Below are 14,931 nucleotides of genomic sequence, written 5' to 3'. Positions count from 1 at the left end.
AGGGTATCGTTGATGGAGAAATGCCCCGGAACGATCTCCATGCCCGGCTCCGCGAACCAGTTGTGGATGGCGGAGGCCTTCAGAAAATACTTCGGATTCCTCTCGCTCACCCTGCGTATCTTCATGGAATCCTCCAGCCCGCCGCTCTTAGCCAGAATCTCATGGTCCCCGGAGATTCTCACTTTGAAGACAAATACATGGTCACCCTCCTGTTCTCCCGCGCATGCGCCGTCCACATACAGCGCCACCTTTTTTTGGTTGCTGTAGACCTTGATTTCCGTCTCCTCCTCCGTCCGATCCGCATACCGGCTGCCGCACAGATGGACGAAGGGCTCATCGCTCCACCAGGCCTTGTACGCATAGAACGCGTCCTTCTTCACCCTGCGGTCCATGGACACCAGACCCTTGTGGTTCTTGCCGTAATCTCCCGCCTCGTCCCTTCCGTCCGCGCCGAAGTCGAACATGTTCCACACATAGGTGCCCCACAGATAGGGCATCCTGTGGAACATCCTCAGCATATATTCGTGGTACAGCGCCTGGAACTGCTCGGAATAATCCCCCTGCTCCGGCGCCGGCGACTGCAGGCCGTGGAAGGCGTCCGCGCCGTACTCCGTGAGGCCTATGCACCTGTCCGGGTAAGCTTTGTGGAATTTCTCAAAGAAGGCGTCATTATCCTGAAGCTCCCCCTCATACCATCCGAAGTACAGATTATACGCAAAGATGTCGGGAATGTCGTTCAGCGGGCTGTCCATAGGGAGCATATAGGCGTTGGCCATGGCTGTCAGCCGGGTGCCGTCCATAGAGTGCGCCAAATCGTTCAAAATACGATGGTTTTCCAGCAAATCCTCCGTCACGCCGCCCACGCCGATCTCGTTGGACAGCGCCCACAGGACGATGGAGGGGTGGTTATAATTCTGGGCGATGAGCTCCCGCATCTGGGACACCGTGTTGGCCCGCCCTCCGGGCATATGTACGGAAATGTAGGGAATCTCCGCCCATACAATCAGGCCTTTGCGGTCGCACAGATCGTAAAAATACCGGCTTTGCTGATAGTGGGCCAGACGCACGGAGGTAGCGCCAGTCTCCAGGATCAGCTCCATGTCCAGATCCTGCATCTGTCTCGTAACGGCATTCCCCACCCCCGCAAAGTCCTGATGCCTCGACACGCCCCGGAGAGGATAGGGTTCCCCGTTCAGGAAGAATCCCCGCTCCGGATCAAAGGAAAAAGTGCGGCATCCGAAATCCGCCCCCACCCTGTCCGCCGCCACGCCGTCCACTGTCAGCTCCGCATCCGCATGATACAGATAAGGGGCCTTCCTTCCGTTCCATAAATGCACATTGGTCAACAGGAGCTTCGCCTCCCACACCTGCACATTTCCTTCGGATTCCGAAATCCTCGCGGCTTCTATGGAGGTCAAACCATCAACCGTCACCCGCACGCCTTCGGCATCCCCCTTCACATAAGCCCGCACTGTCACTTCCGCATCCGCGCCGTTTACCTTCGGCGTGATCTGGATTCCCGGCGCTCCGAAATAATCCAGGTCAAAATGGGTCTCCGGCACGATGATCAGCCTTACGTCGCGGTAGATTCCGCCGTAAAAGGTAAAATCCGCCTTCTGGGGATAGACGGAATCACTTGGGCCGTTGTCCACCAGCACCTCAATCCGGTTCTCCTCCCCCAGCGCCTCCGTAATGTCCACCCGGAAAGCGGAGTATCCTCCCTCATGGCGGCACAGCTTCGTACCGTTCACTGAGACCTCCGCAATGGCATTCGCGCCCTCAAACTCCAGGTAGACCCTCTCGTCCGCCCCGCGCTCCACCCCGGGAAGCTCTTTCCCATACAGGCAGACGCCCCGGTAATAATCATTTCCCCCGTCCTGCCCGTCCACGGCGTTCCAGCAGTGGGGCAAATCGACTCTTTCCGATTTTCCTTCCTTTACGAACTCCCAGTTTTCATTTAAATCAATGATTCTGCGCATATCCCTTCTCCTCTTTCTAAAAAAAGCCCGCAGCCTATCGGCTGCAGGCTTTTCCTAAACCCATTTGACCCATCTAAAGCATATTAGGAAGCACCGATTATTTGTAGACACTTCCTTACTCTGCTTCCGGCATGACGTAAGTCAGCACCACATCCAGGTCGCCTACCTGGCTTCCCGCCTGCACATAATGCACTGTGGGCAGTCCCTCCTCTCCCAGCTCGGAGGTAAGCTCCCCTGCCGTGCCCAGGCTGAATTTGAAGGTATACTCGTTCTCCGCTTCCCAGGTTCCCTCGTCCAGAGGCATCACCGTGCCGAAGGCGCTGATGTTCACCTTGGCGGTACCGTCAGAGTACATCTCCAGAACCACCGATGTCACCGCCCCCGATACCTCAGGGCCGTCTCCCGCGAAGGAGCTTGTCACGCTTGCGCCCGCCTGCTTCATTTCTACCGCATCGCCTCCATCCGGCGTATAGACAGCTGTGCCATCATTATTTACCACTACCACAGCTCCGGTATCCGTGTCGTCATCCGGCGTCAGGGTATAGGTGGTCGCGTCCGCTCCCTGCTCCATTGTCCAGGTCCCCTCGATCTCCATGTCAACCAAATCCTGGTACCTTCCGGTGTGCCACAGCCGCAGCTGGCAGGTGGCGTCATCCACACCCTCAATGTCCACCACCGCATAGCCTACTTCGCCGTCGTAGACATCCTTGTTCTCACCTTCCGGATCATCGTAGCGGTAAATTGCGTCTTCGCCGCCTACACCGGTAATGTTTACCATGTCATTATAGACATTTTCGCCGTCAAATCCGCATTTGTCCAGCTCATTCCCGTCAAAGTCATAGAAGGTGATGGTATAAGGCGCCGTTCCCGCGGGAGCCTCCGCGTCCTCCGCAGCTGACGCCCGCTCCTCTCTGCTGGGCCAGCACGCATATTCATAGGGCTCCTCCGTCACCTCATATGTACCATGGAAATAAATCTGGTTGATGGCAAAGCCGGCATAGAACACCTTCCCCAGCACCGGCTGCTCCTCATAGAAGTGGAAGAAGTAGGACATGTCCAGGTCTCCTCCCGCATTGTACCCGTAGAAATAACGTCCCTGAGTAATCCTCTCCATAGGATCCGCATCCGCAGGCGCTTCCTGAGACTCCTGTGACTCTTCGGACTCCCCGGCCCCCTCGGATTCCTCCGTGGATTCGGACGGCTCCTCGCTCTGCTGGGAAGTCTCTTCCCCGCTGCCGGACTGCTCCTGGCCTGAGCTTTCCTTTTCCGCATCGTTCCCGCATCCTGCCAGCATGGAAATCGACAATGCGCCGCTTAATAATATAGCTGCTATTCTCTTACTTTTCATAATCCTCTCTCCTGTCTTCTCATGCGGTCTTTTGAAACCTGCATTTATTTGATAGCTTTATCCTACCAGAAAAAAACAGAAAAGAATCCCACAAATCCGATATGAAATACAAGAAATCCGACAAATATGCTCACAGGCAGCTTCCCGGCGGCTCCTGATGCCTTCAGGTACCGCCATGCGGAGAAATCATTTCAGCATCCCCAGCAAAGCCTCCAGCTGTTCCTCCGTCATCCTCCCGAAGGACACCAGCGCCCCCAGGGGCATCTCCATCATCATGGACTGCATCATCTTGTCCGTCCCCTCTCCCATGTTCTGGGACATCTGCGCCTCATGCATCTCCTGGGAATCGTCCGCCCTGTGCAGAAGGCCCTTCAGCACTTCCCTGCCTTTTGCCGTAGCCGCCAGGTCTCCGATGGTGGAAAAACGAGTGTACTCCATGGGAATTTCGTCCGCGGACTCCACCTCCGCCCTGCCGGACAGACGGATATCCGCCGCCGCCGCCCCCACCAGGATTCCATAGCTGCCGCTCTCCTCAAACCACCCGTGAATCCTCTCCTCGTAATAGGAAAAGGCCCTCTTATCCAGCAGGAAGCTGACCTCCTTCTCTTCCCCCGGCGCAAGCGAAACCTTGGCAAAGCCCTTCAGTTCCTTCACGGGCCGAATCACGCCGCTGTTCTCCGGGGCCACATAGAGCTGAACCACCTCCCGGCCGTCCCGGTTCCCGGCATTTTTCACCCTGCAGGAAACCCGGAGGATCTCTCCGTCACCCACGCGCTCCCGGTCAAGCTTCAGATCGCTGTATTCAAACGCCGTGTACGACAGGCCATAGCCGAAGGGGAAACGCACTTGCATCTTCTTTTTATCATAATAACGGTATCCCACGAACAGCCCTTCCCGATAGTTGGCCACGCCGTTCTTCCCGGGGAAATCCAGATAGGAAGGGTTGTCCTCCAGCCTGAGGGGCCAGGTCTCCGCCAGCCTGCCGCAAGGATTCTTCTCTCCCGTAAGCAGCTTCACCGTGGCGGCTCCCACCGCGCTTCCTCCCAGATGCACCAGCAGCACCCCTGCTGCATCATCATACCAGGGCAGCTCCATGGGCGAGCCTCCGTGGAGCACCACCACGGTATTCTTCTGCACCTTCGCGATTTCCCGTATCAGCACGTTCTGGTTTTCGGGCATTCTCATATGCTCCCTGTCGCAGCCCTCCGTCTCAAAGCTCTCCGGCAGCCCGGCGAAGATAACTGCCACGTCCGCATTCCTCGCGGTCTCCACCGCCTCTTTCAGCAGAGCATTCTCTGTCGGTCTGCCGAAAGCGTCCTCCGTCTGTCCGCCGGAAATCTTCTCCGTCCGTTTGCCGGAAACATCTTCCATCTGACTGCCGGAACCCTCCTCCATTTGTCCGCCGGAGGCATCATACCCTCTTGCATAGGACACCTCCATCCCTCCAATGCAGTCCAGCGCCGCCATGGGATGCTTTTCATTGATATGGCTGCTGCCCGCCCCCTGGTACCGGGGCTTTTCCGCGAAGCTTCCGATAAACGCCACCCTGCTCCCCTTCTTCAGAGGCAGGACACCGTTATTTTTCAGGAGCACGGCGCACTCTGCCGCAAATTCCTCCGCTTTCCTCCGCGCCGCCTCCCTGTCAAAGACCGCATCCTCCTTCTGGTTCTCCAGAGCCTCCCTGACGAAGCGGAGCTGATTCCTCACCGCCTGATCCAGCTCCTCCCGGGTGAGCGTCCCCTCCTCCAGGGCCTTCAGGATTGCCTCCGTCTTCCCCTGCCTGCTGCCGGGCATTTCCAGATCCACCCCTGCCTTGATCCCCAGAGGACGCCTCTTGGTAGCGCCCCAGTCCGTCACCACAAACCCGTCGAATCCCCAGTCCCTGCGCAAAATGCCGTTCAACAATTCCTCATTCTCCGAACAAAATGTGCCGTTGACGGCATTGTAGGCGCACATCACGCTCCTGACATGCCCCTCCTTCACCGCGTCCTCAAAGGCGGGAAGATAGATTTCATGCAATGTCCGCTCCTCCACCCGGGAGCTGCCGGACATTCTCCGGGTCTCCTGGTTGTTGGCGGCGAAATGCTTCACGCAGGCCGCCACGCCCTGGCTCTGGAGCCCCCGGATATAGGAAGCCGCCAGCTTCCCCGCCAGGTATGGATCCTCGCTGAAATACTCGAAATTCCTGCCGCACAGAGGGCTCCTCTTTATGTTCACCCCCGGCCCCAGAAGCATGGCCACATGCTCCGCCTGGCACTCCTGTCCCAGGAGCTCTCCCAGCTGCTCCAAAAGCTCCCTGTCAAAGGAGGCGGCGAAAGCGGAGGCCGTGGGGTAGCATACCGTCTCTATGCTTTCGTTGATGCCCAGATGGTCCCCCTCGCCCGTCTGCTTCCGCAGCCCGTTGGGCCCGTCGCACATCATGACTCCCGGGATCCCCAGCCTTTCGTTGTCCTGGGTAAACCAGAAGTCACGCCCGGAGCACATCTGGGCCTTCTCCTCCAATGTCATCTCCGCCAGAAGCTTTTCCACATCCAAAGTCTTTTTCATCGCATACTCCTCTCTTTTCTATCCAGCCTTCCTGCATCCTGACCGCCGGCACTATATTTTTGCCGCCCGTCTACCTTCCCAGCCAGGCGTCCAGCTGGCGCTGCTTGTCCGCAACCACCCTGTCCATGCCCGCCCGCTGCAGCGCCTCCAGGAATTCCGGATAGTATTTCTCCAGATCCACGCTGCCGCTCTCCAGGATAGGCACATATTTCGTGATCGCCTTCTGTATCTCGTCCAGTTCCCCGGAAACCTTCGCCGAAGAATAGACGAACCCTTCCGCGGCGCTTTCCCTGCGCACCGCCTCCCGTTCGTAGACCTCCTTCTGCCGCTTCGCCTCCAGGGAGCACATTTCATACTGCCTGCTCCGGTCGCCGTACAGCCCCAGGGGATTATAATAGCCCGAAGGCGCCCCCCCTGTCCAGGCGATCAGGCCGTTCTCCTCATCCGCCACCTCATAATGCCTGCCCCGGATGCCCCACTGGATCAGGTTTGCCACAGAAACGTCCGCGTACATCAGGTTCAGGAATTTCATGGCGGCCTCGGCATGCTCGCTGGTAGAGGGAATCACCCAGAAGCCACTCTTGGAATGTCCGGCTGACACCGAAACCTCCGTCGTCCGCAGACAGACCATCTCCTCCGGGAAATATCCGTTTTCGATGCTCTCCGGCACGCTCATGGAGGGATAGGCGCAAATCTTCCCAAGCAGAATCAGCTCCTCGACGGTATAATCCGTCAGCGCGCCGTCAGGATACAGATACCCGCTCTCATACCACTGCCGCACATAGCCCAGGAACTCCCTGTAGGCCTCCGATGCGTACCTGTCATAAATCTTCATTTCCGAAGCGTCCAGAAGGTTTCCGGAGGTGCTTTCCCCTGCCACGCCTTCCCCTGTCTCCATGAAAAAGCTCTGCATGGAATACGTATTTCCCGCTGTCACAAGCCCCAGGGGATAGCGATCCGGGTACAGCCTTTTCAAAGCCGCGAACCACTCCGTCAGCTCCTCCAGCGTATACACATGGGCGGGGTCATAGGAAAGTCCGGTCTCCGCCACATACCGCTTGGGCAGGATGATTCCCGTGCCGCTGCCCAGGTAAGCCTGCGCCGCAGACACCCCATATGTGAAACGATCCAGGACCGCCCCCCGGGTCAGGTCATACCGCTCCTCGGACACTGCGCGGATATCCGTTCCATACTCGTATAGAATATCGTCCAGAGAGCGCAGCATGCCCCTGTCCACGTACCGGGTGATATCCTGGTAGTTCAGAACCATCAGATCCACCGGCTCCCTGTTGCTGATCCACAGCGGATATCTGGAAAAGGCCTCCTGGGCGTCTATGACCTTGAATTCCACTTCCACGCCGATGGCAGGGACGGATATCTCGTTGACGGCCCTCTCCACATCCTCCAGGTCGTCTATGATGCTGCCCTTTGTCACCTGATAGGTCATCACCACCTTCTCCGGCGCGGACTTTCCCTCCCCGCTGTCATCCCGGGAAGCCGCTTCCTTCTCTCCAGGCTGCCCAACCTCATCACCGGAAAGCGCTCCCTTCTCTCCAGGCTGCCCGCCGTCCCCCTCCCTGCCGCAGGCGGACAGGCACAGGATTCCCGCGCACAGCAGGATCAATCCCCATTTCTTCATCCTCCGCCTCTATCTCCTTTTCTCAGCTTCTCCGGGCATTCCCGGGGCGTCATTGCCGCGGGGCGTATGACTTACCCCCTGCTTTGCCTTCGACGCGTATTCCCGGGGCGTCATCTTGTAATACCGCCGGAACTGATCCGTAAAATAGGAATAATTCCCGTAGCCCACCATGCCGGAAACCATGGTGACGGTCATATTTTCATCCTTCAGCAGCTCCCCCGCCAGTATCATCCTGCGCTGGTACACATACTCGCTGACAGAGCATCCGAACCGCTTCTTGAACAGCCTGGTGAGATGGTCGCTGCTGACATATGCCATGTCCGCCAGGCTGCGCACGCTCAGCTCCTCCGCGATATGCTGCTCGATATATGCCGCCGCCTTTTCCGCCACGCCCTCATTGGATGGGGCTTCCTTTTTCTTCTCTGCCGAGATGCGGTCGATGTATTTCTGTCCGTAGTCCGAGAGGGTCCTCTGGTGCCGCTTTTCCTCCACCACCTCCGCCGCATGGCGCAGCATCTGGGTGAGCCTGTCGTAGCGCACCGGCTTCAGGGCGTATTCCAGGCAGTTCAGCGACACGGCCTGCCTGGCATAGTCGAACTCGTCATGGCAGCTTAAGATGATGCATTCCGTCTCCGGCCAGTGCTCGTTGACCCAGGCGATGAGCTCCAGGCCGCTCTCGTCCGGCATCTCGATATCGCAGAGCACCACATCCACAGGCTTCGGGGTAAGCAGCTCCACCGCCTGCCCGTAGCTGCCCGCCTGCAGGATCTCCTCGTAGGGCAGCACATCCCAGTTCACCCCGTTCAGGATCCCCTGGACGGCAAAATATTCGTCATCCACCACCAAAATCCTCATAACCGTTCCCCTCCTGTTTCTCCCGAATCAGGGGCAGATCCAGCCAGATCTGGGTCCCCTCCCCGCTTCCGCTGACAATGTCCATCCTGGCCTCCCCGCCGTAAAACACCTCCATCCTCCGGCGGCAGTTCCAGATGCCGATGTGCTTCTGTCCCCTTTTGTCCGTGTAAGCCTGGCCGCCGCGGAGCTTTTCCAGCACCTCGTCCTTAATCCCGCTGCCTGTGTCGCAGACGGAGATCAGCAGCCTGTGGTTCTCGCTGCGGATATTGATCAGCACCTCTATGCACTTCCCAGGTATCAGGGCATATTTCATGGCGTTCTCCACGAAATTCTGTACCAGAAGGGGCGGCACCATGGCGTGCTCCAGCCCCTCCTCCATCTTGTAGACACTGGTGAAGGCGCCCGGGAAGCGGATCTTCTGAATCCCCGTATAGCTTTCCACGAAATGCATCTCTTTCTCCAGGGGCACCAAAGCGTCCGTCTCCTTCAGCACATAGCGGAAATACTCCACCAGATACATGGAAAACTCCTGGATGCATTCAAAATTGCGCATCTGGGCCAGGCTGTAGATCATGTTGAAGGAATTCAAGAGCATATGGGGATTTACCTGCAGCCGCAGGTTGTCCAGCTGGGCCTGGTACATCTTGATGTCCTTCTCCCTGGACAGCCCTATCTCCCTGGCCATCTGGTTGAAGGTATCGTAAATATACTGAAACTCCGAGGATTCTGCCTTTTCTCTGTATTCAATCCTGTAGTCCAGGTTTTCCTCCTCCAGCTGCTTCATCCCCTTCTGCAGCAGGTACAGCGGATACAGAATCAGCCTGCGCAGCACCCACCACAGAAGCACGAACAGCACCAGACAGCCGAATACCGCCGCAAGCATCCAGAACAGCAGGATGCCGCTGTTCAGCCCGTTATGCGTTTCCCCGTTCATCCGCAGGCGGCAGCCGCCCTCTTCCGCCGTCCATTCTATCCATTCCTCCCCCAGCTCCTCCCCCAGCAGCTCCCAGTTCCGGCCGATGACCTTCGCCGTATGCTCCGGCGTGATCCGGAGAATGGCCTGACCGTCCGTAAAATACACCGGTTCCCGGGTCAGCCCCTGCCCGAACAGGGATTCGGACAGATATTTCTCCAGATCCAGCCGGAAGGTCAGGCAATAGTTCGCGAACTGGTAATTGCGCACGTAAAAGGTATGCCCCGCTATGCTGCGGATGCTCCACCCTCCCGTGGAGACGGCGACATATTGTCCCAGGGCAGTGCGGATGGCCTCGGCCTCCTCCGGCTCGTAGGTATCCGGGGTAAATTTGGTATACAGTTTCCTGCCTGATTTCTCCAGCACCGAAACCGCCCCCGGCAGCTGGGTCTCCGCCAGAATCTTTTCCAGATCCCCCACCATCTCATAACTGGCCATGGCATCCGCGCCGGAGGGCACTGTCAGCGGCGTCATGTACCGCATCATCACATCGTCCATCTCTGTCTCAATCCGCTCCAGGCCCCCTGACAGGGGGGACATGGACAGGTCAAGTTCTCTCCGGCGCAGGTCCTTTTGTTCCTCCCACAGATTTCCCAGGAACAGCCCGGTGAGGATAAGGGTTCCCAGAATCAGCGGGACCACCGTGATACAGATCATCCTCCAGAGCCGTATGACCAGGCTGCGCCGGAACAGGCTGAATTTATGTTTCATATCGCTAGTCCCATTGTCTTGTTCGGGTTACCTTTTCATTATATCGTAAAATCTGATTTTGAGGAATCCCCCTCTGCACTTTTGTCATCCGGATATTGTTCACTCCAATATGCAAGTTTTACTGCTTAACGATTTCACTTGCCGTGAAACCAGACTGCATAACGCTGACTGGTTCAATCGCTTGATTGCATTAGGCAGTATTCAGCGTTATGCAGTATAATGCCTGGCGGAGACATGAAAGAGCAATAATGTTATCCGCACATTGCCCCGCCGTCAACGATGAAATCCTGCCCTGTCACAAATCGTGATGCATCGGAAGAAAGATAAAGCGCACAGTATGCGATATCCTTGATATCCCCCAAAAGCCCCAGCGGCGAGTCCGCCTTCATTTTCGCCTCCTGCTCCGGCATCTCGTGAATCTTCTCCGTCATCTCCGTGACGATGAAACCGGGATAGATGGTGTTCACCCTTACCCCTTCCGGCCCCAGCCTCTTGGCAAGCACCCTGGAAAAGCTCCTCACCGCCCCTTTCGCCGCGCTATAGACAATGGGCCCCGAAGCCCGCAGCGCGGCCAATGACGCAATATTGATAATGGATCCCACGCCGTTCTTCGCGCATTCCGGATAGGCGTACTTTATGGCCATGAAGGTGGATGCAAAATCGGCGTCCATGGTCTCCCGGTAATTCTCCATGGAGAACTCTTCCTCCAGGCTGCCGTGGGCACCCCGGGAGCCTGCGCTGTTGATCAGGATATCCACCCGCCCGAATTTCTCCACTGCGTATGCCACCATGTCCTTACAGCTTTCCTCATTGGTCAGGTCGGCGGAAAAGCATTCGCAGATTCCCCCTTTTTCAAGGATTTCCCGCTGTACTTCCTTTAATTTTCCCATACGGCGGCCCACCACCAGCACCGAAGCCCCGGCCTGCGCCAGCATAAGCGCACACCCTTTGCCGATTCCGCTTCCGCCTCCTGTGATGACCGCGCACCTTCCTGTCAGGTCAAACCCCTCCATATAGCTCATATCATCCCTCCTCACGTCATCCCTCCCCATGTCATTCCTCCCGCTTCGGCATCTTTACTTCCCCTTCGTGCAGCTCCACCATGACCCCTTCCGGCCCCCGGAAATAGGTGAACTTGAATCCGGGAATGTGGGCGCTCTCCACGATGGGGTTCATCAGCTCATATCCCAGGGCCTGCACCTTCTGTGCCACAGCCTGGATGTCGTCCACCCGCAGCATGAAATGCATGGAGCCCAGGTCGTTGTGGTTCATGGGCGGACAGGGCTTTGCGGGCGGGTCGATGTACTGATGGATCTCCAGATCCACGCCGCCCTCGCCGTGCAGCATCAGGCAGTTCATCACCTGCTTTTCCACCCCCGACAGCCCCTGGGCCGGCTGTATCTGGTTCCTGGCGTCAAAGACCACCTTCATGCCCAGTGTGTCGCAGAACAGCCTGATGCACTCGTCTATATCGCTGACCATGATCCCTACCTGAAATACGCCTTTTGCATATCCTTTTTCCATTTTCTCTCCTCCGTTTCGTTTTCAAATACACTCTCGCCTGATCCTGCCTGCCAGGATTCCGGGAGTCCATGCTCTCTTTCCTTCCGCTATCCGGAAATACCCCGCAGGAAACAGGATTCTTGCAGGGTATTTCAACTCGTTTCGATATTACAGGAACCGCTTGGCCGCCCCTGTCGGCGGACAGGGCGTCAAATCAGCGATTTTTCATAAGGCTTATTCTCTGCGGCTGCACCGCGTCAGCCCTTGACGCCGCCTCCGATAACCCCCTTCTCCAGCTTATTCTGGAAGAACGGGAAGAGGAGGATCAGCGGCGCTGCCGCCACGATGATTGCCGCGAACTGAATCAGGTATTTGCTGTAATCCGGGTTGGCGGAATCCAGGAAATCCTTGTTCTCGTTGATGAGCTGGTTGATCACTAACTGCAGGGGCCACAGATGCCTGCTCCTGGGCACATAGATGGATGCGGGCAGCCATGCGTTCCAGGCGGCAATCACGGAATTCAGAATGATCACCGAGCCTAAGTTCATGGCCTGGGGCAGCATAATCTTCCACATGGTGGTGAAGTGTCCCGCGCCGTCGATCCTGGCCGCCTCATACATTTCATGGGGAACGGAATTGAAAGCATTCATCATCATGATGCTGAACATGCCGTTGGTGCACCCGGGAATCACCAAAGCCAACGGGGTTTCCACCCATCCCAGGGCGTTGATCACCATATAGGTGGGAACCATGCCTCCCCCGAACAGCATGGTGGCTGTCAGGAACAGGATCATGGGCGTCCTCAGCCTGGTCTGGCGGCTGATGGCGTATCCCCCCATGGCCGCCATCATGAAGCCCAGGGCCACGCTGGTTATGGTATAGAAGAGCGTATTGCCGTATCCGTCTATGATGCTGGCATCCTTAAAGATATGGGCATACCCTTCCAGATTGAATTCTCCCACGGGCCAGAGCACCAGCCCTTCCTTGGACAGCAGCGCCTGCCCTTCGGAGAACGAGGACATCAGCACATGCCACATGGGAATGATGCTGCAGAAGGCCACCAGGGCGCACAGCAGAATCACGATCACGTCCACAATCCGGTCTCCCACGCCGGGATGTTCAATCATGGTGGAGACCCTGTCATCTTCATTGTATTTTTTCTTACTTGGAATACTTTTTTTCCATGGAATGCTTTTTTTCCATGAGAATGCCATCTTTCCACCTCCCTAAAACAGCGATGAACCGCTTGCCTTTTTGCTCATATAATTGGATCCCATCAACAGTATCGTGCCCACGATGGACTGGAACAGCCCGGATGCCGCGGACAGGGAATAGTCCCTGGCGCCTCCCGCCGCAAATGCCAGCCGGTATGTATAGGTGTAGATCGTATCCGCCACCGGATAGGTGGTAGGCATATACAGCAGCAGGATATTGTCATAGCCCGCCGCGAAGCTGGTTCCGATTCCCAGGACGAACATCATCACGATGGTGGGCATGATGCAGGGAAGGGTAATCTTCGTCAGCCGCTGCAGACGGGTGGCCCCGTCGATGGCCGCCGCCTCATGCAGGTCTCCGCTTACCGTGGCGATGGCCGCCACATACATGATGGAGCCCCAGCCGATGCCCTGCCAGATTCCCATCACCAGATAAATGATCCAGAAGGTGGGCGGGTTTGGATCCGCCAGCAGGTTGGTATTCTCCAGGCCGAACAGGTGGTGCAGCAGCAGGGTGATGGGCCCGTCCTGCTTCACGAATTCCTGAACCAGGAAGCACACGATGACCGCCGCCACGAAGTTGGGCAGGTAGGACGAGGTCTGCACCGTCCTCTTGTACTTCTTGCTGCGCAGCAGGCTCAGCAGACAGGCGAACAGGATGGGCATGACGAATCCCACGGTACATTTCAACAGTGCGATGACCACCGTATTGAAGATCGCCCGTGGAAAATCCGAACCGCTGAAGAGCTCCACGAAATTGGCCATCCCCACCCAGGGGCTCTTGAAATACCCCTTGTTTATGTCATAATCCTCGAAAGCCATGACGATACCGAACATGGGGATATAATGGAGCACCAGGGTATAGAGGAAAATCGGGATAAACATCAGGTACACGCCCCAGTTCATCTTTAAATCCTTTTTCCAGGGAACCTTTCGGGTCTGGAAGGGGTTGTCTTTTTTTGCCATACTATTTTGTCTCCATTCTCACCGGGTCTGTTGGAAAACGACTGTCCGTTCGCAATTTATCAGTATTTCCAACAGCCTCAGGCGCAAATACTCAGGGTTGACGGAAATCGTATTTCTCCACATAGGGCTGAACCAGGTTCAGGGCCTTTTCATAATTCTGCTTCCGCAGCATGGTGCACCAGTCCTCCCATGTCTTGTCGTCCGTCACGTCCTTCTGTCCCTTGATGAATTCCATGGTATGGGCGTCCAAGTAGTTCAGCAGCTTGGTGCGGATCTTGTCAATGGCCTTGCTGTCCTCTTCCTCGATAAGGAAGCCGGGGGTTCCGTTCCACAGTCCGATATTCGGATACTTGATCCATGCATCCATGCTGGCCCTGAAGGTAGCGGACTGGCACTTATCCACGCTCTTTACCAGGGCCAGCCCGGGCATCTTGTCCGCGGAGACCGCGATCTTCAGGTTTCCGCCGTCCAGTGCCAGAGCGTCCGCCAGCCTGTACCGATACTCTCCATCGCTTACATTGGTATAGGCTCCCTCTGTCAGGCCGTTTTTCTCATAAAAGTCGCTGCCGCTGGCCTGCACCTGCTCCTGGTTCAGTCCCACGGTTTTCACCACGGCCCCTTCCTCCGTATAGAAATAGTCGAAGAATGCGCAGAGCGCCGCGATATCCTTGCCGTCCTCCACGGCCTTGGTGGTAATATAGACCGGCGATCCCTGCATTCCCACTCCGGCTGCGGTACAGTCCGGAATCACATTCCGGCATTCCTCCGGCCCGTAAATATCATTGATGGGCATGGGAGCTCCGGCTACGAAGATGCCCTCTGCCAGAGGCGTCTGGGAGGGATCGTTCTGGTTGTAGATCCGGTTCCCCAGCGTGGACTGCTGCCCGTACCAGATGCCAATCTTGCCCTGATGAATCTTGGCGGAGTCGATGGCGTAATGGGCATCGCTTGTCTTCTGGTCAAAGGTCTTATCCAGCCAGCCCTTCTCATACCAGGCAGACAGGCATTCCAGATAGGTGCGGAAGGAGTCGGATACGCCGCCGAAGCAGGCCTGCCCCTGGTCGTTCACATAGAACATGGGCGTTCCGCCCCCGAAGGAGGAACACAGTCCGCCTGACCACATATAGCCGGGATAGTACATGCTGATGCAGTAGCCGTCATAGATCGGAAGAGCGTCGTGTAGGGAAAGAGTGTAG

10 protein-coding genes (1 of these 10 cut by a window edge) are annotated in these 14,931 nt (G+C 56.9%); all 10 read right to left on the bottom strand.

What is annotated here, in order from left to right:
• Positions 1-1,979: the 5' portion of a glycoside hydrolase family 2 TIM barrel-domain containing protein gene (locus tag Q2B33_RS07945; RefSeq protein WP_300913942.1), read on the bottom strand. The gene continues 247 nt to the left of window position 1, outside the view; the window shows 1,979 of its 2,226 coding nt (coding positions 1-1,979); the start codon lies at positions 1,977-1,979; the stop codon falls past the left edge of the window.
• Positions 1,980-2,094: 115 nt separating this feature from the next.
• Positions 2,095-3,327, bottom strand: a complete 1,233-nt coding sequence (locus Q2B33_RS07940) for a hypothetical protein (RefSeq protein ID WP_300572528.1) — start codon at positions 3,325-3,327, stop codon at positions 2,095-2,097.
• A gap of 186 nt (positions 3,328-3,513) precedes the next feature.
• Positions 3,514-5,874 (bottom strand): glycoside hydrolase family 3 C-terminal domain-containing protein, encoded by a 2,361-nt coding sequence (locus tag Q2B33_RS07935; RefSeq protein WP_300572531.1) that lies wholly within the window; start codon positions 5,872-5,874, stop codon positions 3,514-3,516.
• A 70-nt stretch (positions 5,875-5,944) separates the two neighbouring features.
• Complete coding sequence (locus tag Q2B33_RS07930) at positions 5,945-7,513, bottom strand: ABC transporter substrate-binding protein (RefSeq protein ID WP_300572534.1); 1,569 nt, start codon at positions 7,511-7,513, stop codon at positions 5,945-5,947.
• 9 nt (positions 7,514-7,522) lie between these two features.
• Positions 7,523-8,368 carry an AraC family transcriptional regulator gene (locus Q2B33_RS07925; protein WP_300572537.1) on the bottom strand — a complete coding sequence of 282 codons (846 nt, stop codon included), beginning with the start codon at positions 8,366-8,368 and terminating at the stop codon, positions 7,523-7,525.
• A complete protein-coding gene (locus Q2B33_RS07920; RefSeq protein ID WP_300572540.1) occupies positions 8,346-10,052 on the bottom strand; it encodes a sensor histidine kinase in 1,707 nt (568 codons plus the stop codon). Before Q2B33_RS07920 ends, Q2B33_RS07925 begins: the two co-directional genes overlap by 23 nt.
• 251 nt (positions 10,053-10,303) lie before the next feature.
• Positions 10,304-11,074, bottom strand: coding sequence for an SDR family NAD(P)-dependent oxidoreductase (locus Q2B33_RS07915; RefSeq protein WP_300572543.1), 771 nt, complete (start codon positions 11,072-11,074; stop codon positions 10,304-10,306).
• Positions 11,075-11,105: 31 nt separating this feature from the next.
• Positions 11,106-11,576 (bottom strand): VOC family protein, encoded by a 471-nt coding sequence (locus Q2B33_RS07910; protein ID WP_300572546.1) that lies wholly within the window; start codon positions 11,574-11,576, stop codon positions 11,106-11,108.
• A 236-nt stretch (positions 11,577-11,812) separates the two neighbouring features.
• Positions 11,813-12,769, bottom strand: a complete 957-nt coding sequence (locus tag Q2B33_RS07905; protein ID WP_300572549.1) for a carbohydrate ABC transporter permease — start codon at positions 12,767-12,769, stop codon at positions 11,813-11,815.
• Positions 12,770-12,781: 12 nt separating this feature from the next.
• A complete protein-coding gene (locus Q2B33_RS07900) occupies positions 12,782-13,735 on the bottom strand; it encodes a sugar ABC transporter permease (RefSeq protein WP_300572552.1) in 954 nt (317 codons plus the stop codon).
• Positions 13,736-14,931: the final 1,196 nt, after the last annotated feature.

This window comes from uncultured Acetatifactor sp., from assembly GCF_948601915.1.
In the GTDB taxonomy this organism is placed as follows: domain Bacteria; phylum Bacillota; class Clostridia; order Lachnospirales; family Lachnospiraceae; genus Acetatifactor.
This window is presented reverse-complemented; position numbering and strand designations above follow the sequence as displayed.